Below are 24,583 nucleotides of genomic sequence, written 5' to 3' on the forward strand. Positions count from 1 at the left end.
CGCGTGCCTATTACTAATGAACGCATCGTCTGGATCGACTGCGAAATGACCGGCCTGGACCTGAAGAACGACGCCCTGATCGAAGTTGCGGCGCTGGTGACCGATTCCGAGCTCAATATCCTGGGCGACGGTGTCGACGTCGTTATCAAGCCCGACGATGCCGCCCTGGAACAAATGAATGATTTTGTACGGGACATGCATACCCGCTCCAAACTTCTTGATGAACTTCCCTTCGGGAAGACCATGGCCGAGGCTGAAGCCGAGGTTCTTGAGTACATCGAGAAGTGGGTTCCCGATCCCCGCAAGGCGCCCTTGGGCGGAAACTCCGTGGGAACGGACCGGATGTTCCTGGCCAGGGACATGCCAAACATCGTCGAACACCTCCACTACCGCGTCATCGATGTCAGCACCATCAAGGAGTTGTCGCGGCGGTGGTTCCCGCGCGCCTACTTCCAGTCACCTGCCAAGCATGGCGGACACCGGGCACTTGGCGACATCAAGGACTCCATTGACGAACTCCGCTACTACCGGCAAGCCGTCTTCGTGCCCGCTCCCGGACCGGACACTGCTACGGCACAGCGCATCTCCAAGGACGTCGTAGCCACCGCAGAGACCTTGGGATCCACCGAATCAGTGTGATCTGCACCATTTTTCAAGGTTTTTTCGCCAAAACCAGCAAAAGTGGACTTTGCACCCCAAAACAGCAGGTAAGCTATTTGTCGTTGCCTTGAAGGAAAGCCGGTCAAACGGTTCAGCCCCAAAAGGCACATGGTGGGCTTAGCTCAGTTGGCAGAGCGCCTGGTTGTGGTCCAGGAGGTCGCGGGTTCAACCCCCGTAGCTCACCCCACCGAGATTGGCTGCAGAGCCGGTTTCCACAAAGGCCGCACCGGTTATCCGGTGCGGCCTTTGCTTTTAACTTCAGGCGCACCTGTACCGCCCTGAACCTCAGTGATCGATAAGGAAGACCTGACATGACCGTCCTGCCAGTCACCATTTGGGGCGAACCCGTATTGCATCGCCGGGCCAGCGAAGTGGAGGTTTTCGACGACGAACTCCGCGCGCTCATCGCGGACATGCTCGAAACCAACGACGCCGCCAACGGCGTGGGTCTCGCAGCCCCTCAGATTGGCGTAGGCAAGCGACTGTTCGTCTACAAGTACGCCAATGATGACGACGTTCCCGAACAGGGCGTGGTGGTCAACCCCGTTCTTACCCTCTCCAAGGTCTCGGGGGCTCTTCCCGATCCTGATGAGCACGTGGAGGGTTGCTTGTCCTTCCCGGGTGAGTACTACCCGCTGCAGCGGGCTGAGTGGACGCGCGTCCAGGGCTTCGATGGTGATGGCAACCCGGTGGACTTTGAAGCGACCGGCTGGTTCGCCAGGATCCTGCAGCACGAGTACGACCATCTGGACGGCAAGCTGTACGTCAACCGGCTGGTGGACAGGTACTCAAAGAAGGCCCTCAAGCAAGCGAAGAAGCACGGCTGGGGCGTTCCGGGATTGACCTGGATGCCTGGCGTCGATCCCGACCCATTCGGACACTAAGCCATGGCTTCAACAACGCACGCTGAGCTGTTCGAACTCCTGGACATTACCGGCGAAGACGCCGAAGAATGCACTGCCCTGTTGGCAACCCAGCCCAGTGAAGCGGTGCTGTTCGCCGTGGCCGCCATGGAAGAACGGCTTGGCACCTTCCCGCTGGACAGCATCAAGGCCGATAACGCCAGTGAGACAGTTTGGATCGAAGCCCTGCTCCGCTTCTCCCCCACTGTCCACGCTTATCATCTGGGCCTGGGTATCAGTCCGGAGGTATCGGCAGCGTCATTGGCCGACATAGGACTGCAACTGCGGATTAACCGCCGCGTCCACGGCCATTTCGGCCTCGACACGTGGGCCTGGCTGACTCTGCACATGGCCGGGAATCTGTTCAGGCTTGGACGACTGCAGTTCCATTTGGTCCGCAGTTCGGAGGAACCAAACCACTCGGGCGCGCCTACGGCGGATCAAGGCTGGGTGCTCGGCGTGCACATTCCCGAGGACGGCGGACTCTCCCCCGCACTGGTGGATGCAAGCCTTGCCGAGGCAAAATTATTCTTCCCCAGGTACTTCCCTGATAAACCTGCATCAGCAGCAACGTGTGATTCCTGGATGCTGGATCCTTACCTTGCCGAGCGACTCCCGGGCAGCAACATTGCCTCCTTCGCGCGGCGCTTCACGGTGGACCGGTGCTCTGATGCCCCCACCGACGCCGTCTATTTCACCTTCCGGCAGCGCGGACTCCAGGACTTGGACAAGCTCCCCAGGGACACCTCACTTCAGCGGGTGGTCCTTGAAAGAATCGACGACGGCGGCACCTGGCAGTTGGGGCACGGTCACCTCGAGCTGTAGATCGTCTGTTGACCCGGGCAGGAGGAGAGAACGCCTTTCATGGCGTCCTTCTCAGCCTGGGTCACCCAGAGCTTATAAGCGGTCTTCACGGAAATTTGCCGGGCTACATAGTGGCAGCGGAAGTTCTTGTTCGCCGGCAGCCAGGTCGCGGCATCGCCTGCGCCCTTCTTGACGTTCGCCGGCCCGTCCGCCGCAATCAGGTTCAAGGGATCATTGGCCAATATCCGGCGTTGCTGCAGGGTCAGCTGCTGTGCACCTTTTTGCCAGGCGTCAGCCAGCGCAACCACATGGTCTATTTGGACGGACGAACTGGTGTCCTGTCCTCGTCGGAAGGTAACCTGTGCGCCGGTGTAGGGTTCGTGGAACGTGCCGGCGGCCACCTTGCAGGAAGACCCCTCGGTGAACTCGACCGCAGAGAGATCACGCCGCAGGATGTCGTTCCTGGTATCGCATCCATTCCTGTCGGCATCGGCCCAGGCCTGTCCGAAAGCTGCCCGATCGTAGTTGGACTGGGGAGCCCGGCCCTTGACCGGAAGTCGATCCAAGGCCTCATCGGCGTCCCCTGCAGCCACCGGTGCGGCTCCTTGCACGGGCTTCATCCAGAGGGGGTTGTAGACGGGAGCTTCACTGGGTCCCGCCAGCGACGGACTTGCGGCGTCAAATTGGCCCGTGCTGAAGAACCAGGAGAGTCCGCCCACGACGGTGACGGCAGACAGCGCAAGGATTGTCCATGCTTGCCGGGATCTGCGGCGGGCGCGCTTGTAGGCGGACCAGGTGATACTCAAGGGACTCCATCCAGTGGGGGCAGGCAGGTCCTACGAGCGTAGGACAAGGCCCCGACAGAAAGAGCCGGTATCCACAGTGTGTAGGAGAAGTCACACCGTGAGGGCTGAATTCCGGGTTTATTGCTCGCGCATCACGCGCTGTAAATCCTCTGTTGCTACAGCGAGGAGTCCGCGCAGTTGCTCAACCCGTTGGTCCGGGACGTCACCGGAGGCATTGGCCGCGACAGCCTGATCCAGGAGTTTTTGGGCTTGTTTGTGATTGGCGCGGGCCACATCAAGCGCATGTTCCAGTGTGGTTTCGTGCTCCAAAGTCGATTCGTTTTCCATGAACCCATTTTGGTCAGGTTTCCCGGCCGATGCCAGTGACACAGCCGGGAAACCCGTGAATACTTCCGGAGTGCCTAGGCGCCGGCCGCTTCGAGAACCGCGATCGGAGCCACAACGTCGCGTGCCGGGAACGACGGCGGGTTGACGCCTGCCATCTCCTCCATGACGCGGACTACCTGGCAGGAGTACCCGAACTCGTTGTCGTACCAAACGTAGAGAACGAGGTTCTTGTCGTTGGAGATCGTGGCGAGTCCGTCGACAATGCCGGCGCGGCGTGATCCGACGAAGTCCGTGGAGACAACATCGGGAGAATCGATGTAGTCGATCTGCTTACGCAGATCCGAGTGCAGGGACATCTCGCGGAGGAAGTCGTTGACCTCATCGCGCGTGGTGCCCTTTTCAAGGTTCAGGTTCAGGATGGCCATGGAGACATCCGGCGTGGGAACGCGGATGGCATTGCCGGTCAGCTTGCCCTGAAGTTCCGGGAGAGCCTTGGCGACGGCCTTGGCAGCACCGGTTTCGGTGATGACCATGTTCAGCGCAGCGGAACGTCCACGACGATCGCCCTTGTGGAAGTTGTCGATCAGGTTCTGGTCATTGGTGAACGAGTGCACGGTTTCGACGTGTCCGTGGATGATGCCGAACTTATCGTTGATGGCCTTCAGCACCGGGGTGATGGCGTTGGTGGTGCAGGAAGCAGCGGTGACGATCTTGTCGTCGTCCGAAATGTCCCGGTGGTTGATGCCATGGACGATGTTCTTCAGCTCGCCTTTGCCCGGTGCGGTGAGCAGGACGCGGGCAGCACCCTTGCTTTGCAGGTGCTGGGACAGGCCCTCAGCGTCACGCCAGCGGCCCGTGTTGTCCACCACCAGGGCGTCCTTGATGCCGTAGGCCGTGTAGTCAACCGTGGCGGGGTTGTCCGAGTAGATGACCTGGACCTGCACGCCGTTGGCGGTAATGGTGTTGGCTTCCTCGTCAACGCGGATGGTGCCCTCGAAGGATCCGTGGACGGAGTCGCGGCGCAGCAGGCTGGCGCGCTTGACGAGGTCATTCTCGGCACCCTTGCGAACAACGATGGCGCGGAGCCGCAGGCCGTGTCCGCCACCGGCCTTTTCAATAAGGATGCGGGCCAGCAGGCGGCCGATACGGCCAAAGCCGTAGAGGACGACGTCGGTGCTGGTGCGGTCGTCAGCGCCGCGCTTGCCCACGATCTCAGCAAGCTCTGCACGCAGGTACTCATCCAGGGAGGCGCCATTGCCTTCGGCCCGGAACTTCTCGGTCAATCGTGCAATATCAATGGCTGCCGCGCCGAGTTCCAGCTCCGAGAGGGCGTTCAGCAGGGGGGCGGTCTCTTCGAGCAGGAGCTCGTGGTTGCTCATCCGGCGGGCGAAACGGTGCGCCTTAAGGATGTTCATGGTGGACTTGTTGATCAGGCTGCGGCCGTGAATGCTGGTGACCACGTTGTTTTCCCGGTACAACCGGCCGATCACCGGAATCATGGCCTCGGCGAGGGCCTCCCGGCCCATCCACTTATCAAGACAAGAATCTGACGTCTGGCTCACAGAACTACCTTCCTTGGGTCAACCACATACGTCCTCGTATGCAGATGGCAGCGGCCGCCCGGAGTAGTCCTGCGGCACATGCGCCGGCGGGCTTCGGTCCACCCACAGCGCCTTGAACGAGAGCAAAGAAAATCCGCCGGCTGCGAACGCAGTCCCGGCGGCAGAACATCTACGTTCAGTAACCATTCTAGGGCTGAAGGCGGGAGCGTAGGCCGCCCGGAGGCGTGAAATCACTCACACGCCGCTATTGTGGCGGTCATAAATGGATGGGTCGACCGATACGCCGGGTTCTGTCATCCCTTTCCGTTACCGGAAAAGGAGTGGCGGCCATCCATCTACGAACGCCGTTGCCGACGCCCTCCAGCAGCCTACCCGGACACTCGGGCGGGCAGCCCTCAAACGTGTCCTGTCTGGCCTTGCTCCGGGTGGGGTTTACCTAGCCTCCCCGGTCACCCAGGGAGCTGGTGGTCTCTTACACCACCGTTTCACCCTTACCTGCTGCCGCACGATGAAAACATCGCGCAGCGCAGGCGGTCTGTTCTCTGTGGCACTGGCCTGCGGGTTACCCCGAGTGGGCGTTACCCACCACCCTGCCCTGCGGAGCCCGGACGTTCCTCGAGCCACTTTCGTGACGCGCGACCGCCTGGTCGACCCATCCGCCGTCCAGTCTACCGGCGTTGGGACCGGCCGAAGTCCGGCGGTAATATCGGCTGGTGCTGATTCTGCTTCCGCCTTCCGAAGGCAAGACCCCCGCTGCCAAAGGTCCCGCCATCGAGTGGGAGTCCCTCAGTTTTCCGGAGCTGAATCCTTACCGGGCAAAAGTCCTTGAGGCCCTGGGTACAGTCAGCGCGCACGAGGACGCACTCGCTTTGCTGGGCGTCGGCGCCTCGCTGCGTGACGACGTCGAACGTAATACCCGGCTCAACGCGGAACCGGCAGCGCCGGCGCACCAGGTCTATTCGGGTGTTCTTTACGACGCCTTGGGCTATAACAGCATGACTCCCACGCAGCGGCGCAAGGCCACCGAATCCATCCTGGTGGTCTCAGCCCTGTGGGGCGCCATCGGCTTTGGCGACCACGTGCCCGCCTATCGGCTGTCCATGGGAACGGCTCTGCCCGACGTCGGACGCCTCGCCTCATTTTGGAAGCCGCAACTGAACGCTGCACTCGCCACGCGCAGCGAAGGGGAACTCCTGGTCGATTGCCGTTCCAGCACCTACGCTGCGGCCTGGGCTCCCCCGGCGGCGCAGACCGTCAATGTCATTGTCTTCAATGAGGCAAACGGCAAGCGCACCGTGGTCAGCCACTTTGCCAAGCACACCCGCGGTGAGTTGGCACGTCACCTGCTGACCAGGCGCGGCAAAGCCCCGTCAACTCCAGGTCAGCTCCTGAAAGCTGCCGGCGAAGTCTGGACTGCGGAACTGGTTGAGGGCACGGCCCGCAAGCCCCACGCGCTGAACATCATCCTGACCTAGCCGGGCATGGGCCGGGAAAGGTGAGGCCCGGTCAGTTCCACTCGGCCGAACGGACCAGGATGACCCCTGAGTCCGGGCAAAAAACGATCTCGTCCTCGGCTGCGGCCTTGACCTCGGCAAGGTCGCCGGGGCTGAGCATCATGCCCGAGCCCTCGGACTTGCCGTGGAACAGGCGCGCAGCACCGACGCCACGCTTGGCAATGGTCTTCTCGTACACTGCCAGCAGTCCGGCATCGAGGGTGTCGGCGAACGCTGCGCGCTGGCCCCGAACCACGGTTTCTTCAGCTGCAATCTCGGCAATGGCTTCATCCAGCTCAGCGCGGATGCTGCCGAAGGAGCCCTGGATGTCATCGACAATCGCCTGCTGGGCGGCCTGACGCTCACGCAGCGTGTCCAGCCGCTCCAGGATCTCAAGTTCAACGTCCTCAAGGTCCGAGCGGCGCTTGTTCAGCGAGGCGATGTCATTTTGAAGTGCCACCAGGTCCTTGGACAGTCCCGTGCCACTGTTAAGCCGCGTTTCGTCGCGTTCGATCCGGGTGGCAACCTGCTCCACGTCCGCCTCCGCACGCCGAAGCTCAGCCTCGGCGTCATGGACAGCCACCTTTGCCGCGCCGAGTTCACCATTGGCAACGGTCAGCGCATCCGTGAGGTCCTTGATCCGGGGATCGGTTTCAAAGACCCGCCGACGACCGGCCAGCGATTTAAGCTTGGCATCCAGCCCCTGCAGTTCAAGCAATTTCAGTTGTTCTGCCGGTGCTGCTTTCGCCACGCTTACCTCCGCTTGTCGCTGCCGGGCCTGGGGATCAGTTCCGGCCGGATCAACCCCGTTCTGTTGGGGCTGCCCGTATCCTTCTAGACTCTAGTCCCCGCCGGGAGTGAGTATGAAGTCCCAAGGATCGCTGTTGGTGCTGCTGACGCGGATTTCGACGTCGTAGCCTTGGTCAGCGAGGACGTTTCCCAGCGCTTCGGCTGCGGCGGGCAGCCAAAGCCATTCGCTGGCAAAATGCGAAACGTCAATCAGGTAGGGGCGCCCGTTGCTTGCTCCCTCACGGGCTTCCGAGGCCGGATGGTGGCGCATGTCCGCGGTGACATACACGTCGGCGTTGCTGGCACGCACCGCGTCGAACAGGCTGTCTCCGGCCCCACCGCACACTGCGACCCGCCGGACCAGTCCGTCCTTGTCCCCGGCAACGCGGACACCACCGGCCACTGCCGGAAGCATTTCGAAGACCCTTCCCGCAAAGTCGCCGAGGGTGGCGAGTTCCGGCAGGTCGCCCACCCGGCCTATGCCTTCTTCAGGCAACCCGTTGGCAGCGGGTGTCAGCGGGGACACGTTCTCAAGCCCAAAAGCGTCGGCAAGGACGTCCGAAACTCCTCCGACGGCGGAATCCCCGTTGGTATGGACGGTCAGGAGTCCGGTCCCGGCCTCGATCAACCGGTGGACCGCCAGGCCCTTTGCCGAGGTGGCGGCTACCGAATTCACCCCTTTAAGGAGCAGCGGATGGTGGGTAATCAACAACCCGGCGCCCCACTCAATGGCTTCATCAATAACATCCAACGTGGGGTCCACCGAAAAAAGAACCTTGGTAACGGGAACGTTGGGGCGCCCTACCACCAAGCCCACTTCGTCCCAGTCCTCCGCCAATGACTCAGGCCAGAGTTCCTCAACCGCCAGTAAGACCTGGCCTAGCGTGGGATCACCGCTGGCGGCACCTGTCTGGTCCTCTTCAACTGTTTGGTCATCGTCGACCGAATCCGCATCAGAAATGCCGGTGTTTACTGCTTCCATGCTCTTATTCTTCCCTACTTCGGACCTCCGACGGCGGATGAGGTGGTCCGCTCGCCCGAAGTACCTGCCAGGTGCCGTAATTCTCCCGTAAGGTGAAGCGGGAATCATCAAGCCCTCCCATCCATTGAAGAGAACATGAAAACTTTCGTACTTGGCGGTGGCTGCTTCTGGTGCCTGGACGCCGTTTACCAGAAAACCCGCGGTGTCAGCTCGGTTGTCTCGGGCTACACAGGCGGCCATGTCCGCAACCCCGACTACTACCAGGTCTGTTCCGGAACTACGGGGCATGCCGAAGTGGTGGCAGTAACGTTCGACGAGACCATAGTTCCGCAAGAGGTCATCCTGGACATGTTCTTTGCCCTGCATGACCCCACCACCTTGAACCGGCAGGGTTATGACGTTGGAACCCAGTACAGGTCCTCGATGTTCTACACCACCACGGAAGAAAAGGTGTTGTTCGAGGAGGCCATCGAGCGGGCCCAGGCCCTGTGGTCCGATCCGATTGTGACCGAGGTCAGCCGGCTCCCCGAATTCCATGAGGCCGAGGAAGTCCACCAGAATTACTACGCCAAATTCCCGTACCAGGGATATTGCCAGGTGATTATTAACCCGAAGCTGGCAAAGGCCCGGAAATATTACTCTGCATGGCTTACTGCTTAGCGGTGTTTCGATCCGGCTGGTTAGGCTGACCTCAGCATTCCCTCTTCAGAGATAGGCGTAATTTTCATGGCAAGGATCTACGACGACGTCACGCAGCTGGTAGGCCGCACTCCGCTGGTCCGTTTGAACCGGCTCACCGAAGGCCTCGACGCCACGGTTGCGGTCAAGCTCGAGTTCTACAACCCGGCCAACAGCGTCAAGGACCGCATCGGTGTGGCCATCATTGACGCTGCCGAAAAGTCCGGCGCCTTGAAGCCCGGCGGAACCATCGTCGAAGGTACCTCCGGCAACACCGGCATCGCCTTGGCACTGGTGGGCGCAGCACGTGGCTACAAGGTCATCCTGACCATGCCGGAGACCATGTCCACAGAGCGCCGCGTCATGTTGCGCGCTTACGGTGCCGAGATCGTCCTGACGCCCGGATCCGAAGGCATGCGCGGCGCCGTCGAAAAGGCCCAGGAAATCGTTGCCAACACCGAGAACTCCATTTGGGCGCAGCAGTTCGCCAATGAAGCCAACCCGGCCATCCACCGCGCCACCACCGCCGAGGAAGTCTGGGAAGACACCGACGGTGAAGTGGACATCTTCGTTGCGGGCGTAGGCACCGGCGGAACCATCACCGGCGTCGGCCAGGTCCTTAAGGAACGCAAGCCGGGCGTACAGATTGTGGCCATCGAGCCCAAGGACTCCGCCATCCTCAACGGTGGCGCTCCGGGACCCCACAAGATCCAGGGCATTGGCGCCAACTTTGTTCCCGAAATCCTGGACACCAATGTTTACGACGAAGTCCTGGATGCCACGTTGGAAGACTCCGTCCGCGTTGCCCGTGAACTCGGAGCCCGTGAAGGCATCCTCGGTGGCATTTCCTCCGGTGCCATCGTGTGGGGTGCCCTCGAGCTTGCCAAGCGTCCTGAGAACGCCGGCAAGTTGATTGTTGCCGTCGTCTGCGACTTTGGAGAGCGTTACATCTCCACTGTGCTCTTCGACGACATCCGCGGCTGACACGACGCCTGCATTCCTTCATTTCCTGTAGAAAGGTCTTTGTGAGCTTCTTCGCAAGGCTTAAGGAAGACCTCGACGCCGCCCGGTCACACGACCCGGCGGCTCGAGGATCTTTTGAGAACTTTTTCGCATACTCCGGCCTGCACGCCATCTGGGCCCACCGGGTAACGCACCGGCTGTGGCAGAACCCGGCGCTTCGTTTTCCGGCGCGCTTGATCTCCCAGCTGGCCAGGTTCATGACGGGTATCGAAATCCATCCTGGTGCCACCATTGGCCGCAGGTTCTTCATCGACCACGGCATGGGTGTGGTGATCGGGGAAACCGCCGAAATCGGCGAAGACGTGATGATCTACCACGGTGTAACGCTGGGCGGACGATCACTGGCCAAGGTCAAGCGGCATCCCACCATCGGGGACCGTGTCACCATCGGCGCCGGGGCGAAGGTGCTTGGCCCTATTACCATCGGAGCCGGCAGCGCGATCGGCGCCAATGCCGTGGTAGTCAAGGACGCGCCTCCGGAGTCCATCATCACCGGCATTCCGGCCACATGGCGGCACCGCGATGCCCGGTCAGAAACGAAGCCGGCCGTGGACCCGGCAGAGTATTACATCGAGTACCGGATCTAGCCAGCGAGCCTTCTGTAGAAATTCCAGAAGACGGCATCGAAGGCCCGATCCGGAAGGATCCTTCGCAGCGCCAGGACGCTCCAGGCTCCCCTGCCCACCGGGTAGCGGGTCCTGGGGCGTTTTGCCGTTGCGGCCCGGACGATCACATTTGCAACAACCCGTACCGGTGTGGACAAGATGTGGCCTTCACCTGCGGTCGACGCCAGCGCAGCGGCAACAACATGGGCTTGCTGTTGGTAGGGCCCGTCGCCGGACGTGGCCAGCAGCCCCTCCCCCGCAATGGTGCCCCATTCACTCTTGGTCCCGGATGGTTCGATGATCACGACGTCGATGCCGAACGGCTTCAGTTCCAGGCGCAGTGAATCACTCATACCCTCCACGGCGAACTTGGTTGCGTGATACCAGGCCCCCAGCGGTTCATATATTTTTCCGCCGATTGACGTCACGTTGATGATCCGGCCCGCACGTGCCTTGCGCATTGCAGGGAGCACGAGTTGGGTCATTCTTGCCAGGCCCATGACGTTGACCTCGAACTGACGCCTCCCCTCGGCCAATGGGACTTCTTCAAGTGAGCCATAGGAGCCGTAACCGGCATTGTTGACCAGCACGTCAAGGTGCCCATGGGCCGCTTCGATGAATGCCACTGCCGACGCCATAGATTCTTCCGATTGGACATCCAAGGACAACACCGTGATGCCGCGGCTGGCCAGCGGCTCCATTTTATCGACCCGTCGAGCGCCGGCGTAGACCGTGAATCCTGCGGCCCGGAGGGCGATCGCGGTGACGAAACCGATTCCTGTGGATGCGCCAGTGACGAGCGCAACGCGTGATGCCGTCACGGTTATCCTTCTGTTCAGGTTCGGCTGGGCTGTTCAGGTTCGGCTGGGCTGTTCAGATACGGCAAAGGCCGGCCCACCCCAGCGTAACTGGGGTGGGCCGGCCTTTGACGGTGAACGCGATGCTAGTGGGTGTCGACTGCCGAGATTTCGGACTTGTCTTCGCCCCAGAGCGTGTGGAACGTGCCCTCGGTGTCCACGCGGCCGTAGGTGTGGGCACCAAAGAGGTCGCGCTGGCCCTGGATCAGGGCAGCGGCGACGCGCTTGCGGCGCAGCCCGTCATAGTAGGCCAGCGAGGAGGAGAACACCGGTACGGGGATGCCCAGCTGAACTGCCGTGGCCACCACGCGGCGCCACGCCGGGAGTGCCTCGGCGATGGCCTTGGTGAAGGCCGGTGCGAACAGCAGGTTTGCGGGCTTCTCCTCGGCTGCGTAGGCCTTGGTGATGTCCTTGAGCAGCTCTGCACGGATGATGCAGCCGGCACGCCAGAGCGAAGCGATTTCATCCAGCTTGAGGTCCCAGCCGTACTCCTTGGCAGCGGAGGTCAGCATGTCCAGGCCCTGGGCGTAGGAGACCAGCTTGGAGGCGTAGAGTGCCTGGCGGACGTCCTCGACGAAAGTCTCGGGGATTTCCACGGAGGCTTCTTCGCCGGCGAGCAGTTCCTGGCCAAGCTTGCGCTGCTCGGTCTGGGACGAGAGTGCGCGGGCGAAGACGGACTCGGCGATGCCGGAGACCGGGGAACCAAGTTCCAGGGCGGAGATGACCGTCCAGCGGCCCGTGCCCTTCTGGCCTGCAGCATCGACCACGACGTCCACGAAAGGCTTGCCCGTCTTGGCGTCAACGTGGCCCAGGACCTCTGCAGAGATTTCGATCAGGAAGGAGGACAGATCGCCCTTGTTCCATTCAGCGAAGATCTTGGACTGCTCTGCGGGCTCGATGCCGGCGCCGGAGCGGAGGAGGTCGAATGCTTCACCGATGACCTGCATGTCGGCGTATTCGATGCCGTTGTGGACCATCTTGACGAAGTGGCCGGCGCCGTCGGTGCCGATCCATGCGCAGCAGGGTTCGCCGTCGACCTTTGCCGAAATCTTTTCCAGCAGCGGACCGAGGGCGTCGTAGGACTCACGCGAGCCGCCGGGCATGATGGACGGGCCGTTCAAGGCACCTTCTTCGCCACCGGACACACCGACGCCTACGAAGTGCAGGTCCTTCTTGGCCAGCGCGGCTTCGCGACGGCGGGTGTCTTCGTAGTGGGAGTTACCGGCATCAATGATGATGTCACCGGCTTCGAGCAGCGGTTCGAGTTGCTCGATCACGTTGTCCACCGGAGCGCCGGCCTTGACCATGATGAGGACGCGGCGGGGCTTTTCGAGCGAGTCGACGAGTTCCTGCAGGGTTTCGGTGCGGATGAAGTCGCCGTCGGTGCCGTGCTTTTCGAGCAGGGCGTCAGTCTTTTCAACGGAGCGGTTGTGAAGAGCCACGGTGAAGCCGTTGCGGGCGAGGTTGCGGGCCAGGTTGGCGCCCATCACCGCAAGGCCGGTGACACCGATGTGTGCTGACATCAAAACTCCAATTCGTTCGTGTGCAAACAGTTCCGCGCACCCTCCGGGGGCATGCAGGAAGCGATTTCAAAACCAGGGGCTGTAATAAACCATACGTATTAAAACCGTGGGCAGGAAAGCGGTGCCCACGTTGTGGAAGCTCCCCGCGTCATAAACAGTCTATGACGCGCGCCGGATCCGGCTCCGGCAAGGACGGGCATGTGACGCCGGATCCTGCACGCGCGCGCGCTCTCCGCGCCATTATGCTTACCTCTATGTCAACCAGCCTCCACCACCGCGCCGTCGAGCACCTGGGAACCCGGATTGTCGGCGGCGCCTTGCCTGCCGGCCATGTCATGTTGGCGGAGCACCTGGAAGACGAACTCAAGGTCTCCCGCTCGGTAGTCCGTGAAGCTGTCCGCGTTTTGCAATCGCTCGGCCTCGTGGAGACCATCAAGCGGGTGGGCATCAGGGTCCTTCCTGCCCACCGCTGGAATCCGTTCGACCCCTTGGTCATTCGTTGGCGGCTGGCCGGCGAGGGGCGGGGCGCCCAGCTGCGATCGCTCGCGGAGCTGCGTTCCGCCGTCGAGCCTGTAGCCGCCGAACTGGCCGCAGGCAATGCACCGGAGAGCCTCCGTCAGGAGCTGGTGGAGATATCCCTGGCCATGAAGGAAGCCGGCGATGCCGGCGACATGGCAACGTTCCTGGACCTCGATATCCGTTTCCACGCCCTGGTGTTGTCGGGTTCGGGCAACGAGATGTTCGCCAACCTCATTGGCCAGGTCACCGAGACGCTCACCGGCCGTACGGTGCACGGCCTCATGCCCGAGCATCCCCAGAAGCAGGCACTCCAATGGCACATGGACGTCGCCCACGCCATCGACGCCGGTGACGGCCCGGTAGCGCGCGACGCCGCAGCCAGGATCATGCGGCAGACCATTGCGGAGCTGGCACCCAGTTGGGATGACCAGCCCCGCGTGTTCGTCCCTGTCTCCAGGAACTGACAGCTAGCCGAAGTTCAACAGGACCTTTCCGGACTCCGCGGAGTTCCTGGCCACCTCAAAGGCCTCCAGGCCGTGGGCGAGGTCAAATTCGTGGGTCACAACAGGGTCCACAAACAACGAGCCGTCCGCCAAAGCTGTAATAACGTGGTCAATTTCGTCGTTGAAACGGAACGAGCCAAGGAGTTCCAGCTCGCGGGTAATGGCAAGGGAGATAAAAACCGGCTGCGGGCCAGAGGGCAGGAGGCCTACCATCACCACTTTTCCTCCACGGGTGGCACCCTTGATGGCCGAGGCGAGACCGAAGTGGCTTCCCGAGGATTCGATGACGACGTCGGCATCCACCGCCGCAATGGCCTCGGCTTGGTCGCCCTTGAGGACCTCGTCGGCGCCAACAGCACGGGCAATCTCCAATGGTTTGTCATGCATGTCCACGGCGACGATCCTGGCCGCGCCGGCGCGCTTGAGGACGGCGACGGCGAGCGCACCGATGGGGCCGCTGCCGATGACCAGGGCCGACTTTCCGGCGACGTCTCCGGCGCGGGAGACGGCATGCCAGGCGACGCTGGCGGGCTCCACCAGCGCGGCAGTACGGAGGTCCAGGTTTGCCGGCAGCGGGCGGAGCATCCTGGAGGGCAGGTTGGCGTAGCGGCTGAATGCGCCGTCGGTATGCGGATGCCGGGCAGCACTGCCCAGGTACGTGCAGCCCGGCGAGAGGTTGGGCCGGTCCTCCGGATACCTGGCATCACCGGGCGCCGGAGTCGCGGGGTGGACGGCCACCGGAGTACCCGCGGCGGGGCCCGAACCATCCGCTGCCTGCTGAAGCACTGTTCCCACAATCTCGTGTCCAAGGACCATGGGATCTTTGAGGATCGATTCTCCTGCTGCGCCATGCAACCAGTAGTGGAGGTCCGAGCCGCAGATGCCGCCGTACGCGATCTCAACGATCGCCTCTGCGGGTCCTGGGGCGGTGAGCGGAATATCCTCGATGCGGAGATCGCCTTTGCCGTGGGCTACCACCGCGGGGCCGGAGGCCGGAAGAGTGATGCCCATCAGACCACCACCGTCATTCCGCCGTCGACGAAGATCGTCTGGCCGTTGACAAAGTTGGATGCCTGCGATGAGAGCCACACCACTGGTCCGGCGAGATCAGCCACTGTTCCCCAGCGGTTGGCAGGGGTGCGGCCAAGGATCCAGGAGTTGAAGTCGGGATCGTCCACCAGGTTCTGCGTCATTTCTGTGTGGATGTACCCCGGTGCTATGCCGTTGATCTGCAGGCCGGAGGCAGCCCATTCAGCCGTCATGGCGCGGGTCAGGTTCCGCAGCCCGCCCTTGGCGGCAACATAGGGGGCGATGGTGGGACGGGCCAGGTCCGTCTGGACCGAACAGATATTGATGATCTTTCCCCGTCCCCGGGGAATCATATGCCTGGCAGCTTCCCTGCCTACCAGGAAAGCGCTGGTCAGGTCCGTGGTGATGACCCGGTCCCAGTCCTTGACGTCCAAATCCAGCATGGGGACGCGGTGCTGGATTCCTGCGTTGTTCACCAGGATCTCCAACGGGCCGACGTTCTGTTCTATCCAGGCAACGCCCTCAGCGGCGGAGGTGGCGTCCGTAACGTCGAAGGCGCGGCTGTGCACCTGGGCGGCGGGATAGTCGGCAGCCATGGCTGCGTGGGCAGCTTCCAGCCGTTCCGGGTTGATGCCGTTCAACACCACCGTGGCCCCGGCATCGGCCAATCCCCTGGCCAGGGCATTGCCTATTCCCCTGCTTGAGCCTGTCACCAAGGCAACCCGCCCGGTCAGATCAAAAGGTCCAGTCATGTTTGCTCTTCATTCCTTTGTCGTTGCGCCGTTTAGTTGATGTTGGACGAAACTTGGTTTTCGCCGCTCAGGTTTGCGATGGTTTGACGTACCACTGAAAGGTCCTGGTCGCCCAGGCCCTGGCGTTTGAGTTCGGCGTAGAGGTCAAGGGCTGCGCTCGCCAAGGGAACGGCCGAGCCAACGGCTGCCGCGCTGCCCAGGACAAAGCCAAGATCCTTATGCATGAACTTGGCGGGGCCGGTGGGCGCATAGTCCTTGGCGGCCAGGCGGGGGCCAACGTTGTCCAGCACCCGGCTGCCGGCCAGCCCTCCGGACAGGACGTCAAAGAGGGCCTGCACATCCATGCCGGAGCGTTCGGCGAGCTCGGCCGCTTCGGCAAGTGCCGCCGTCGTGGTTCCGACAATCAGTTGGTTGCAGGCTTTGGCAAGCGAACCCGCCCCGAGGGGGCCCATCCTCCGGACAGTGGTTCCCATGGCACGAAGCAGCGGCAACAGGTCCTGGAATTGGGGTTCGGAGCCGCCCACCATGATGGCCAGGGTTCCGCTTTCCGCACCAGCCGTACCGCCACTGACCGGGGCGTCCACCACTGCCGCGTTGCCGTGGCTTGCCTGGTGTACGGCCTCCCCGAACTGCTGGACCCCTGTTGGCGAGACGCTGCTCATGATGACGACGGCGGTACCCGGCTTGGGCGGTTCGTTCCGCCATGATTCAAGCAGGTCCGCAGCGGCTTCTTCGATGAAGGGAAGGTCGGGAAGCATGAAGATCATCGCCTCTTCATCGCGCAGTGCAGCAACGCTTTCCGCCCGCCCAACGTTGGGGAGGTTGTCAAAGGCGGCCGGAGAGCGGTTCCAGGCGGTGATGTTCCATCCGGCTTGGGCGATGTTGGCGGCCATGGGCGCTCCCATGAGTCCCAGGCCCACGAAGCCCACACGTTTGCTGGTCACTGCAGGTAACACCTCACTTCTTTGTGGTTCATCTTCAGGAAACTGTTCAATATCCTAGCCGCCATTCAGTATGATGAACACTATGACGACTGATGAACTTACCATCGCCATCGCTGTGCCGCTCGAAGCAGAGCACGTAGAGCTGATCCGCGCTGTAGATCCCTCCGTAACAGTTCTCTACGATCCCGAACTGCTCCCCCCGGAGCGCTTCCCGGCCGATCATGCCGGCGACCCCGCTTTCAAGCGGACGCCCGAGCAGGATCAACGCTACTGGGCCATGCTGAACCGGGCCCAGGTTCTTTACGGCTTCCCCAACGAAAGCCCCGCCGGCCTGGCGCGCATCGCTGTGGAGAACCCGCACCTGGCGTGGATCCACGCCATGGCCGCAGGAGCCGGTGGAGCGGTCAAGGCTTCAGGCCTGGATACCGAAACCCTGCAGAAGTTCCACGTCACCACCTCAGCCGGAGTCCATGCACTTCCGTTGGCCGAGTTCTCCGCGTTCGGCATCCTCAGCGGTTTCAAGCGCAGCGCAGAGATGACACAGGACCAGGCAGCCAAATCCTGGCCCGAGCTGCGCACCCCCACCAAGTTGGCCAATGGCTCCAAACTGGTCATTGCCGGCCTGGGCGAAATCGGGATGGAAACAGCACGGATTGCGCGCGCCCTCGGGATGAAGGTCAGCGGCACCAAACGCAACGTCGGGGCCATCGAGGGCATTGATGAGGTCACCGATAACGACGGCCTGCCCGGATTGCTCGCCGACGCCGATGCTGTGGTGAACACCCTTCCCGGCACCCCCTACACGGAGAAGCTGTTCAATAACGACATCTTCAACGCCATGAAGCCCGGAACAGTATTCGTCAATGTGGGTCGCGGAACGGTGGTGGACGAGGACGCCCTGCTTGAAGCACTGGACAACGGACAGGTTTCCTATGCCTGCCTGGACGTCTTTGCCGTCGAACCACTCCCCCAGGACAGTCCCCTGTGGAGCCACCCCAAGGTCCTGGTGTCCCCGCACACTTCCGCCCTGAGCGCCGCCGAGAACCGCCTCATCGCGGAACGGTTCTGCAACAACCTTCGTACCTTCCTGGCCGGCGGCGAACTGCCCCACCTGGTGGACCCCATCCACTTCTACTAATCCCGGTCCGCCCGCGGGCTTACAGAAATTCAGTGCAAAGGCACGGCCATAGCAGTTTTGGCCGTGCCTTTGTTGTATCGGACGGCGTAGCATCGCCACATGAACGCCTCGGAGATCCCGCAACGCACTGTGGTGCGCCTCTTTCCGGACTACGGGGATACGGTGCTCTGGCTTGATGTTCCCATCGAGTACTCCCTCACCGGGTTATCGGAGGAACTGGTGCATGAACTCCGGGACTGGGAACAGTTCTACTACGATTCCTTGACTCGGGACTTCAACTGGAAGTCAACGGAAAGAGCTGCCAAGTACCCCGTAGAAGGTCAGCGCCTGGCCCAGCGGGTGGCGGACGAACTAGGCGACGGCTACGAAGTTGAATTCAAGCCCTACGGGGAAAACGCGCAGGCACGCCGATTCCATGGGACGAAGGCGCCCAACGCCACCGCCGTTGCTGCCTTCGACGCCCTTGCAGCTGCGGCACAGGCAGGGAAGGAGGGAGCCTTCCGGGCCCTTGCCGCCCGCCCGCCCGGTGAGGGTACGGGATGGTTTGCCACCGCTCCCCTTTCGGGCAAGGTGTTCAGGCCGACGCGGGCCGAACCGGAATAGGACGTTGAAGGCATCCTCGACGACAACAGCGCGGCACTCTCCGAGTGGAGGGTGCCGCGCTGCTTGTCGTGCCGGACGCAGTTGTGCCGGACGCAGTTGTGCCGGGACGCTACTTGGCGTCTTCCGTGCTGACGAGGTCGCGGCCCGCCGTCTCCGGGGTGAAGAACGTGGTGACGAAGGAAATGAGCGCCAGGACCAGTGAGTAGATAGCCAACACCAGCCATGAGTGGTTGGTCGCTGCCAACATCAGCGCACCCAGCAGTGGTGCGAGGCCACCAGCCAGCACGGCTGAGATCTCGCGGCTCATTGCCACACCGGTAAAGCGGTACTGGGAGCCGAACAGTTCCGGGAGCAGCGCACACTGGGGGCCCAGCATTGACTGGACACCGATAGCGATGCCCACAGCCATGACAACCCATACGAGTGTGACGTTGCCCAAAGTGACCAAGTAGAAGGCAGGAACAGCAATGATTGCCTGGAAAAGTGCGCCGTAACGGTACACCGGGACACGGCCGTACTTATCGGACAGTGCACCGAACGTCACCACCAGGACTGCAGCAAAGCCTGCGGCGATCAACAGGCCCACAGGACCAATCGAGTTGTTTCCGGCAAAGACACCGGCGGGCATGCTCATGAATGACACCAGCAACGCCGAGTAGATGGACGAGTTGCCGTTTTCTCCCATACGGAGCCCAATGCCCAGGAGCACATTCTTCTTGGAGTGCTTCCACAGCGCACCGATCGGGTTCTTGACCACGTTCTTGTGCTTTTCCAACTCCTGGAAGGCAGGAGTCTCCTTGAGCTTGAGGCGGATGAAGATGGCCACAGCAATCAGGATGAAGCTTGCCAGGAACGGTACGCGCCACAGCCAACCCTGCAGGACTTCCTTGTCAGCCATGGCGATCAAGGCAAACGTCCCCGCGCCCAGAAGGGTTCCCAACTGGATGCCAACGAATGGCAACGAGGCGAAGAACCCACGACGACGACGCGGAGCTACCTCGGAGATCAGCGTGGTGGCGCCTGCCTGCTCGGCGCCGGCACCGAGTCCCTGGATGATCCGCAACGTCACCAGCAGCACAGCGCCGAGCATTCCGGCCTGCTCGAAGGTGGGAAGCAACCCAATGGCGAAGCTTGCTGTACCCATCAAAGCGATGGTCAGGATCAGAACCATCTTCCGGCCGAACCGGTCCCCGATGTAGCCAAAGATCAACCCACCAAAGGGGCGGGCGGCGAAACCGACACCATATGTGGCGAAGGAGGCGATCAAAGCACCGTCCGGGCCGAGAGGCGAAAAGAACAATGGGCCAAAAATCAGCGCGGAAGCCAGACCATAAATGTAGAAGTCGTAGTACTCCAAGGCTGAACCAACTGAACTGGCCAAGGTAGCCCGGCGCAGCTGTTCCGGCGCAACCACAGCATCGTCAGCCTCAGCTGCAATCTGTGCATTAGTACGAGTTATCACAAGCACTCCCTCAAAATCACCCCAGGCCCCCGTTGGCCCGGCGAGATAGTGATGGCATCACCGCCAAGATCACTATGATGAACAGCGTACAGCTTGTTGAACCAACTGCCAAGGTTGTAATCAGATTTAATCTGATGGAGTTGATTGAGTGCTTGAGTTGAGTGAGTTGATTGACCAGCCGCTACCCCATGGGATTGCCCAGCGAGCGGGCCAACTCCTTGAGCTCTTTAACCATCAATGCCCCTTGCTCCTGGGAATAGGTCGCCTTCAGGGCAGTTACCGACAACCCCAGGCTTGGGCCGTGGGCACCGTGCGTTGGTACGGGCACTGCCAGGCAAACCACGCCTACTGTGGACTCTTCGTCTTCGAACGCGAATCCCTGCTTCCGGATGTCGGCTATCTGTGATTTGAGCTCTTCAGCGGTGCGCAGTGAATTTGGGGTCATCACCGGAAGTTCCATGCCATCAGGGAACAAGGACTCAATATCGTGGTCATGCAGTTGTGCCAGGAGGGCTTTTCCTACACTGCACAGGGACACAGGCATCTTGTCCCCGATATTGGACGTCAGCCTCACTGCCGGATGCCCCTCGTACCGGGCCAGGTAGATCACGTGGTCGCCGTCGAGCATGGCGATGCGCACCGTCTCACCGGAAAGCGTCGGAGCCTGCTCACAATACTTGTAGAACTCCTGAACTTCATCGAGGCGGCTAAGGTAGGCCGCCCCGAGCTCCACCAGCTTCCGCCCCAAGGCAAAGTCTCCGCCCTGGCGGGTGATCAGGCGGGCTTCCTCCAATGCCAGCAAGAGATTGGACGTGGATGATTTGGGGATGCCGAGTTCACGGGAAAGGTCGCTCAGCGTCAGCCGCCCTGATGAAGATCCCGCCAGAGCGTCAAGCACTGCGGCTGCGCGGGTCACGGCCGGCGCCGGCGACGAAGCGCCCAGCCCTTCAGAACGGGTGGTGCGGGAATCTGCCATGATTCTCCTTCGTCAGAACTCTCATTACGTTCAATCAGCTGAACACTTCCCATCATAGTGGCAGGGCCGTGGCAGAATCGGCCTCTTCACGTACGATCAGCTGCGGGGCCGGGCAGATGGCCATGCCCGGCTTTTCAAACCCAAAAGTTCGCTGTATATTCATTTTCGAGCTCTCCACCGCGGCATCCCCCAATAGTCGTGGTGGAGAGCTCATCCATTTCCCCGCGGAAAGCTAGGCCGCGGCCACTTCTTCGCCCCGGAGGCTCCAGCCCCCACCTGCACCGTCCCGCACCAGTTCCCATGTAGCGATGCCGGACCGCACATTGTTTCCCAAACGGACCTGGACTTGCCAGACCTCCACATCCACGCGGCCTTGTCCCCTCGGCATCCGCCGTGATTGCTCCCACCAGGGAATGCGCTCAAACCAACGCACGGGCTCCACGACGATCTGCCACTCCCGGCTTCCCCTGACGACCACAACCGGTGTTCCTTGCGCGCTGCTGCGGATATACACGTGCTCCATGGAGAGGACACTAAGAGCGGGCCCTGACATTATGTCCATGGACGGGCCACTGTGGCCCGGGAATACAAAAACCCCGCCAATCCCAGCCGCAAGGCCTGGATTGACGGGGTTTTACTTGGTGGGTCCTACCGGGATCGAACCGATGACATCCACGGTGTAAACGTGGCGCTCTACCAGCTGAGCTAAAGACCCATCTTGCGGCTTCAGTGCCTTAGCGCTTCAACCAACGAACAATGACTCTACATGATCAATTGGGAGAAATGCCAATCGGCGAATTCCCGCTGGGAAGGTCAGGCAGGTTCCGGGCCAGATAGTCCAAGGCCCCGCTGACTCCAAGCTCGAGTTTCATCGTGGCGAAGTCATCGCCCCGGGTGGTTCCGCGGTTGATGATGAGCACAGGTTTCCCGGCCTTTGCTGCATGGCGCACAAAGCGCAACCCGCTCTGGACCGTCAGTGATGATCCCGCCACGAGGAGCGCCTCAGCTTGATCCACCATGGCATAGGCACGCTCCACCCGGTCCTTGGGCACGTTTTCGCCAAAATAGACGAAATCTGGCTTGAGCGTCCCCCCGCACCGGGGGCAGACAGCCATGACAAATGACGTGATCAGCTCCGGATCCTCAACTGTGGCATCAGCATCCGGGGCCATTTCCACGAGCCCGGACTCCATCGCGGCCTCAAGGAACCCGGGATTAATCTCCTCCAGGATGGCTGCAATGAGCCCCCTGCTGAAGGTGTGCCCGTTCTCCAAACAAATCACCTGATCAAAACGGCCGTGCAAATCCACCACGTTGACGCTGCCCGCGTCCTCGTGAAGCCTGTCCACGTTTTGGGTAATGAGGCCGGTCATCAGACCCCTGCGCTCCATCAGAGCCACAGCCGCATGTCCTGCGTTGGGGTCCGCGTGCCTCAAATGGGACCATCCCAGATGGTTCCGGGCCCAATAGCGCCTCCGGTTGGCTTCACTGCCGATGAACTCCTGGAAGGTCATGGGATTACGGGGCGCAGAACCAGGACCTCGATAATCCGGGATGCCGGAGTCGGTGCTCAGTCCGGCGCCAGTCAGGACAGCTAGACGCTTTCCCGCAATAATGCCTGCAGCTTGCCTGACGGCAGTGAGTTCCCCGGGATCCAGTTGAGACACCGGCGCGGGAGCCATGCTGGCAAAACCTGTCATGCCGACTCCAGGCCGGTGGTCAGTCATGCTCCGGGCCCGTCCAGCGCCGCGAGTGCTTGGCGGTACTCAGCCAAGTCCCTCGCCTGGCCGCGTGGATTGACCACGACGTAGCGAATGATGCCCTCGGCATCGATGATGAACGTTCCCCTCAAAGCCATGCCACTGACGTCGTCGAAAACTCCGTACGTCCGGGCTACAGCACCATGAGGCCAAAAATCGGCCAACAGGTCAAAGCCATAGCTTTCCTGTTGGGCATAAGCGCGAAGGGTGAACTTGCTGTCTACTGAGACCGCAAGAACCACGGCGTTCGAATCTTCGAACGCTGCAATGTTGTCGCGGATCTCACATAGTTCACCCGTGCAGATCCCTGAGAATGCGAAGGGGTAAAACACCACGACTACATTCCTGCCCCGATAGTTGGACAGTCGGACAGGCTCGCCGAATTGGTTGACCAACTCGAAGTCCGGGGCAGCTTGGCCCGGCTGCGATATCACCGCTGGAGCCGGGGCCAGTCGGGCATCGATCACTTGTTCTTCTTCGGCACCAGTCGGGTGGCACTCCAGTCTTTCGACACCCCTGCGGAGGTAGTCAGGTGCAGTCCGGACGTGGGGGCCGCGTCCTGGATGTCAGCCGGGGAAACATAGTTGTCACGGCCTGACTTAGGGGTCAGTACCCAGACAACTCCGCCTTCCTTCAGTGTCGTGAGCGAATCCATCAGGGCATCAACCAGATCACCGTCGCCATCCCGCCACCAAAAGACAACGGCATCTACTACGTCGTGGTCGTCTTCATCCAGCAGCTCAGAGCCCGTGACATCTTCAATGTCATCACGCAAGTCGAAGTCGACGTCGTCGTCGTAGCCGCGCTCCTGAATCAGATCCCCATCTTTGAAACCCATTCGTTCCGCCACATTTACCGATGTGGCGGCGTCGGCCTCGCTCACGTTTCCTCCTTTTGAAGTGACTTCCATTACTAACAGCCAACACCCTTTGGGCGTGTGCTTCAAGCCATTGTCCCTGCCGCAGGCCACATTCCGCACTACCGGGGGCGTTTCGGGGCTTTGACAACCACGTGCTTTCGGTCACGCGGGCCGCCGAAATGTGACATACAACGCCCCTCGGGGCCCACGGCTACGCATCGCAGGGCAGTGAAAGCTAGAGTGGCCATGAGCGCTCTGGCTGCAGGGCGATCGCCCCGATGAATTCTAATGGGCAGCCAAGCGCTCACAAGACCTGCCCGGCGCATCCGACCGGGCTGTTGAAACCGAGATGTCGCACACGACGCGTTCACGACGGGCAGATACCCTGCCAGACCTGAGGCGCCGATGCATGCGCCTAAAGGAAGGTTGGACGTGGCTGCAGGAGAAGAGACCTCACACATCCTCAGCGGGTTGACTGCCCAGCTGCCTGATCGTGATCCGGAAGAGACCGCTGAGTGGATTGAGTCCCTTGATGCGTTGATCGCGGAGCAGGGTACCGAGCGTGCCCAGTACATTATGCGTTCGTTGTTGCAGCGTGCCGGCGCGAGGTCGGTGGGTGTGCCGATGGTGACGACCACTGATTATGTGAACACGATCCCGGTGGACCAGGAAGCAGAGTTCCCGGGGAACGAGGAGTTCGAGCGCCGGTACCGGGCGTATATGCGGTGGAACGCCGCGGTGATGGTCCACCGTGCGCAGCGGGCTGATATTGGTGTGGGCGGGCATATCTCCACTTATGCCGGTGCCGCGACCCTGTACGAGGTGGGGTTCAACCACTTCTTCCGCGGCAAGGACCACCCCAGTGGCGGGGACCAGGTGTTCTTCCAGGGCCACGCTTCCCCTGGCATGTACGCCCGCGCGTTCATGGAAGGCCGTCTCACGGAAGAGGATTTGGACGGGTTCCGGCAGGAAAAGTCCAAGGCCGGCCATGCCCTGTCCTCGTACCCGCACCCGCGGTTGATGCCTG

The 24,583-nt window shown here is 61.6% G+C and carries 26 protein-coding genes, 2 tRNA genes, 1 other RNA gene and 1 pseudogene; 12 read left to right on the top strand and 18 right to left on the bottom strand.

Translation table 11 applies throughout. The annotated features are described in order from the left end of the window. Positions 1-3: 3 nt before the first annotated feature. The 4 genes from orn (at position 4) to BLQ01_RS20185 (ending at position 2,387) form a co-directional block, all read left to right on the top strand. The gene (orn, locus tag BLQ01_RS20170) at positions 4-639 is read left to right on the top strand and encodes an oligoribonuclease (RefSeq protein WP_091553958.1); all 636 of its coding nucleotides are present in this window, start codon (positions 4-6) and stop codon (positions 637-639) included. Between the two features lie 132 nt (positions 640-771). Further along, a tRNA-His gene (locus tag BLQ01_RS20175) sits at positions 772-847 on the top strand. A gap of 124 nt (positions 848-971) precedes the next feature. After that, positions 972-1,544: a peptide deformylase gene (gene def, locus BLQ01_RS20180; RefSeq protein ID WP_091553960.1), complete on the top strand. Its 573-nt coding sequence runs from the start codon at positions 972-974 to the stop codon at positions 1,542-1,544. A gap of 3 nt (positions 1,545-1,547) precedes the next feature. Further along, positions 1,548-2,387 (top strand): acyltransferase domain-containing protein, encoded by an 840-nt coding sequence (locus BLQ01_RS20185; RefSeq protein ID WP_091553962.1) that lies wholly within the window; start codon positions 1,548-1,550, stop codon positions 2,385-2,387. Here the strand turns inward: BLQ01_RS20185 and BLQ01_RS20190 are convergent. From BLQ01_RS20190 to rnpB, 4 genes are all read right to left on the bottom strand, one after another. Then, positions 2,372-3,172, bottom strand: coding sequence for an HNH endonuclease family protein (locus tag BLQ01_RS20190; protein WP_091553965.1), 801 nt, complete (start codon positions 3,170-3,172; stop codon positions 2,372-2,374). The genes BLQ01_RS20185 and BLQ01_RS20190 overlap by 16 nt on opposite strands. Positions 3,173-3,289: 117 nt before the next feature. Further along, entirely contained in the window at positions 3,290-3,499 is a 210-nt protein-coding gene (locus tag BLQ01_RS20195) for a hypothetical protein (protein ID WP_026542367.1), read from the bottom strand. A 74-nt stretch (positions 3,500-3,573) separates the two neighbouring features. Then, positions 3,574-5,061: a glyceraldehyde-3-phosphate dehydrogenase gene (locus tag BLQ01_RS20200; protein WP_091553968.1), complete on the bottom strand. Its 1,488-nt coding sequence runs from the start codon at positions 5,059-5,061 to the stop codon at positions 3,574-3,576. A 263-nt stretch (positions 5,062-5,324) separates the two neighbouring features. Beyond that, positions 5,325-5,716, bottom strand: an RNA gene (gene rnpB, locus BLQ01_RS20205) — RNase P RNA component class A. A gap of 58 nt (positions 5,717-5,774) precedes the next feature. Here rnpB and yaaA point away from each other — a divergent pair. Then, on the top strand, positions 5,775-6,536 hold the full coding sequence (gene yaaA / locus BLQ01_RS20210; protein ID WP_091553971.1) for a YaaA family protein: 762 nt from the start codon (positions 5,775-5,777) through the stop codon (positions 6,534-6,536). Between the two features lie 31 nt (positions 6,537-6,567). Here the strand turns inward: yaaA and BLQ01_RS20215 are convergent, their stop codons facing one another. Continuing rightward, a complete protein-coding gene (locus tag BLQ01_RS20215; protein WP_091553973.1) occupies positions 6,568-7,305 on the bottom strand; it encodes a zinc ribbon domain-containing protein in 738 nt (245 codons plus the stop codon). A gap of 90 nt (positions 7,306-7,395) precedes the next feature. Then, positions 7,396-8,325 carry a Nif3-like dinuclear metal center hexameric protein gene (locus tag BLQ01_RS20220; protein WP_091553975.1) on the bottom strand — a complete coding sequence of 310 codons (930 nt, stop codon included), beginning with the start codon at positions 8,323-8,325 and terminating at the stop codon, positions 7,396-7,398. Between the two features lie 135 nt (positions 8,326-8,460). Here BLQ01_RS20220 and msrA point away from each other — a divergent pair, with 135 nt between their 5' ends. The 3 genes from msrA (at position 8,461) to epsC (ending at position 10,613) form a co-directional block, all read left to right on the top strand. Beyond that, positions 8,461-8,985, top strand: a complete 525-nt coding sequence (msrA, locus tag BLQ01_RS20225; protein WP_026542361.1) for a peptide-methionine (S)-S-oxide reductase MsrA — start codon at positions 8,461-8,463, stop codon at positions 8,983-8,985. 66 nt (positions 8,986-9,051) lie between these two features. After that, positions 9,052-9,987 carry a cysteine synthase A gene (gene cysK, locus BLQ01_RS20230; protein WP_024817121.1) on the top strand — a complete coding sequence of 312 codons (936 nt, stop codon included), beginning with the start codon at positions 9,052-9,054 and terminating at the stop codon, positions 9,985-9,987. Between the two features lie 41 nt (positions 9,988-10,028). Further along, on the top strand, positions 10,029-10,613 hold the full coding sequence (epsC, locus tag BLQ01_RS20235) for a serine O-acetyltransferase EpsC (RefSeq protein WP_026542360.1): 585 nt from the start codon (positions 10,029-10,031) through the stop codon (positions 10,611-10,613). On the opposite strand, the gene BLQ01_RS20240 is transcribed toward epsC, so the two are convergent. Both BLQ01_RS20240 and gndA read right to left on the bottom strand, forming a co-directional pair. Continuing rightward, complete coding sequence (locus BLQ01_RS20240) at positions 10,610-11,452, bottom strand: oxidoreductase (protein ID WP_091553978.1); 843 nt, start codon at positions 11,450-11,452, stop codon at positions 10,610-10,612. The two genes, epsC and BLQ01_RS20240, sit on opposite strands and share 4 nt — an antisense overlap. A 122-nt stretch (positions 11,453-11,574) precedes the next feature. Then, positions 11,575-13,011 (bottom strand): NADP-dependent phosphogluconate dehydrogenase, encoded by a 1,437-nt coding sequence (gene gndA, locus BLQ01_RS20245; RefSeq protein ID WP_014922062.1) that lies wholly within the window; start codon positions 13,009-13,011, stop codon positions 11,575-11,577. A gap of 254 nt (positions 13,012-13,265) precedes the next feature. On the opposite strand from gndA, the gene BLQ01_RS20250 reads away from it, so the two are divergent. After that, positions 13,266-13,994 (top strand): FadR/GntR family transcriptional regulator, encoded by a 729-nt coding sequence (locus BLQ01_RS20250; protein WP_026548227.1) that lies wholly within the window; start codon positions 13,266-13,268, stop codon positions 13,992-13,994. 3 nt (positions 13,995-13,997) lie between these two features. On the opposite strand, the gene BLQ01_RS20255 is transcribed toward BLQ01_RS20250, so the two are convergent. The 3 genes from BLQ01_RS20255 to BLQ01_RS20265 are packed head-to-tail and all read right to left on the bottom strand — an operon-like array spanning position 13,998 to position 16,758. Further along, a complete protein-coding gene (locus BLQ01_RS20255; protein ID WP_026542357.1) occupies positions 13,998-15,044 on the bottom strand; it encodes an L-idonate 5-dehydrogenase in 1,047 nt (348 codons plus the stop codon). Beyond that, on the bottom strand, positions 15,044-15,814 hold the full coding sequence (locus BLQ01_RS20260; protein ID WP_026542356.1) for an SDR family oxidoreductase: 771 nt from the start codon (positions 15,812-15,814) through the stop codon (positions 15,044-15,046). Before BLQ01_RS20260 ends, BLQ01_RS20255 begins: the two co-directional genes overlap by 1 nt. A 32-nt stretch (positions 15,815-15,846) precedes the next feature. Continuing rightward, positions 15,847-16,758 carry an NAD(P)-dependent oxidoreductase gene (locus BLQ01_RS20265; RefSeq protein WP_091553980.1) on the bottom strand — a complete coding sequence of 304 codons (912 nt, stop codon included), beginning with the start codon at positions 16,756-16,758 and terminating at the stop codon, positions 15,847-15,849. Positions 16,759-16,828: 70 nt separating this feature from the next. Between BLQ01_RS20265 and BLQ01_RS20270 the strand changes: the two genes are divergently transcribed. Then, the gene (locus BLQ01_RS20270; RefSeq protein ID WP_091553982.1) at positions 16,829-17,896 is read left to right on the top strand and encodes a D-2-hydroxyacid dehydrogenase; all 1,068 of its coding nucleotides are present in this window, start codon (positions 16,829-16,831) and stop codon (positions 17,894-17,896) included. Between the two features lie 99 nt (positions 17,897-17,995). Next, on the top strand, positions 17,996-18,499 hold the full coding sequence (locus BLQ01_RS20275; RefSeq protein ID WP_091553986.1) for a hypothetical protein: 504 nt from the start codon (positions 17,996-17,998) through the stop codon (positions 18,497-18,499). Between the two features lie 109 nt (positions 18,500-18,608). Here BLQ01_RS20275 and BLQ01_RS20280 read toward each other — a convergent pair whose 3' ends face one another. From BLQ01_RS20280 to BLQ01_RS20310, 7 genes are all read right to left on the bottom strand, one after another. Beyond that, on the bottom strand, positions 18,609-19,967 hold the full coding sequence (locus BLQ01_RS20280) for an MFS transporter (RefSeq protein ID WP_035761160.1): 1,359 nt from the start codon (positions 19,965-19,967) through the stop codon (positions 18,609-18,611). Positions 19,968-20,142: 175 nt separating this feature from the next. Further along, entirely contained in the window at positions 20,143-20,937 is a 795-nt protein-coding gene (locus BLQ01_RS20285) for an IclR family transcriptional regulator (protein ID WP_091553987.1), read from the bottom strand. A gap of 232 nt (positions 20,938-21,169) precedes the next feature. Further along, complete coding sequence (locus BLQ01_RS20290) at positions 21,170-21,460, bottom strand: hypothetical protein (RefSeq protein ID WP_035761159.1); 291 nt, start codon at positions 21,458-21,460, stop codon at positions 21,170-21,172. Positions 21,461-21,576: 116 nt separating this feature from the next. Next, positions 21,577-21,652 (bottom strand) — tRNA-Val (locus tag BLQ01_RS20295). A gap of 55 nt (positions 21,653-21,707) precedes the next feature. Continuing rightward, the gene (locus BLQ01_RS20300; protein ID WP_091553990.1) at positions 21,708-22,664 is read right to left on the bottom strand and encodes an NAD-dependent protein deacetylase; all 957 of its coding nucleotides are present in this window, start codon (positions 22,662-22,664) and stop codon (positions 21,708-21,710) included. After that, positions 22,661-23,164, bottom strand: coding sequence for a peroxiredoxin (locus BLQ01_RS20305; protein WP_091553993.1), 504 nt, complete (start codon positions 23,162-23,164; stop codon positions 22,661-22,663). Before BLQ01_RS20305 ends, BLQ01_RS20300 begins: the two co-directional genes overlap by 4 nt. After that, positions 23,161-23,580, bottom strand: a complete 420-nt coding sequence (locus BLQ01_RS20310; protein WP_026542347.1) for a DUF3052 domain-containing protein — start codon at positions 23,578-23,580, stop codon at positions 23,161-23,163. The genes BLQ01_RS20305 and BLQ01_RS20310 overlap by 4 nt, the downstream gene beginning before the upstream one ends. 381 nt (positions 23,581-23,961) lie before the next feature. Here BLQ01_RS20310 and BLQ01_RS20315 point away from each other — a divergent pair. Next, positions 23,962-24,583, top strand: a pseudogene (locus BLQ01_RS20315) (pyruvate dehydrogenase (acetyl-transferring), homodimeric type); the annotation flags it as partial.

This window comes from Arthrobacter sp. UNCCL28, assembly GCF_900102805.1.
GTDB classification, from domain to species: Bacteria; Actinomycetota; Actinomycetes; order Actinomycetales; family Micrococcaceae; genus Arthrobacter; species Arthrobacter nicotinovorans_A.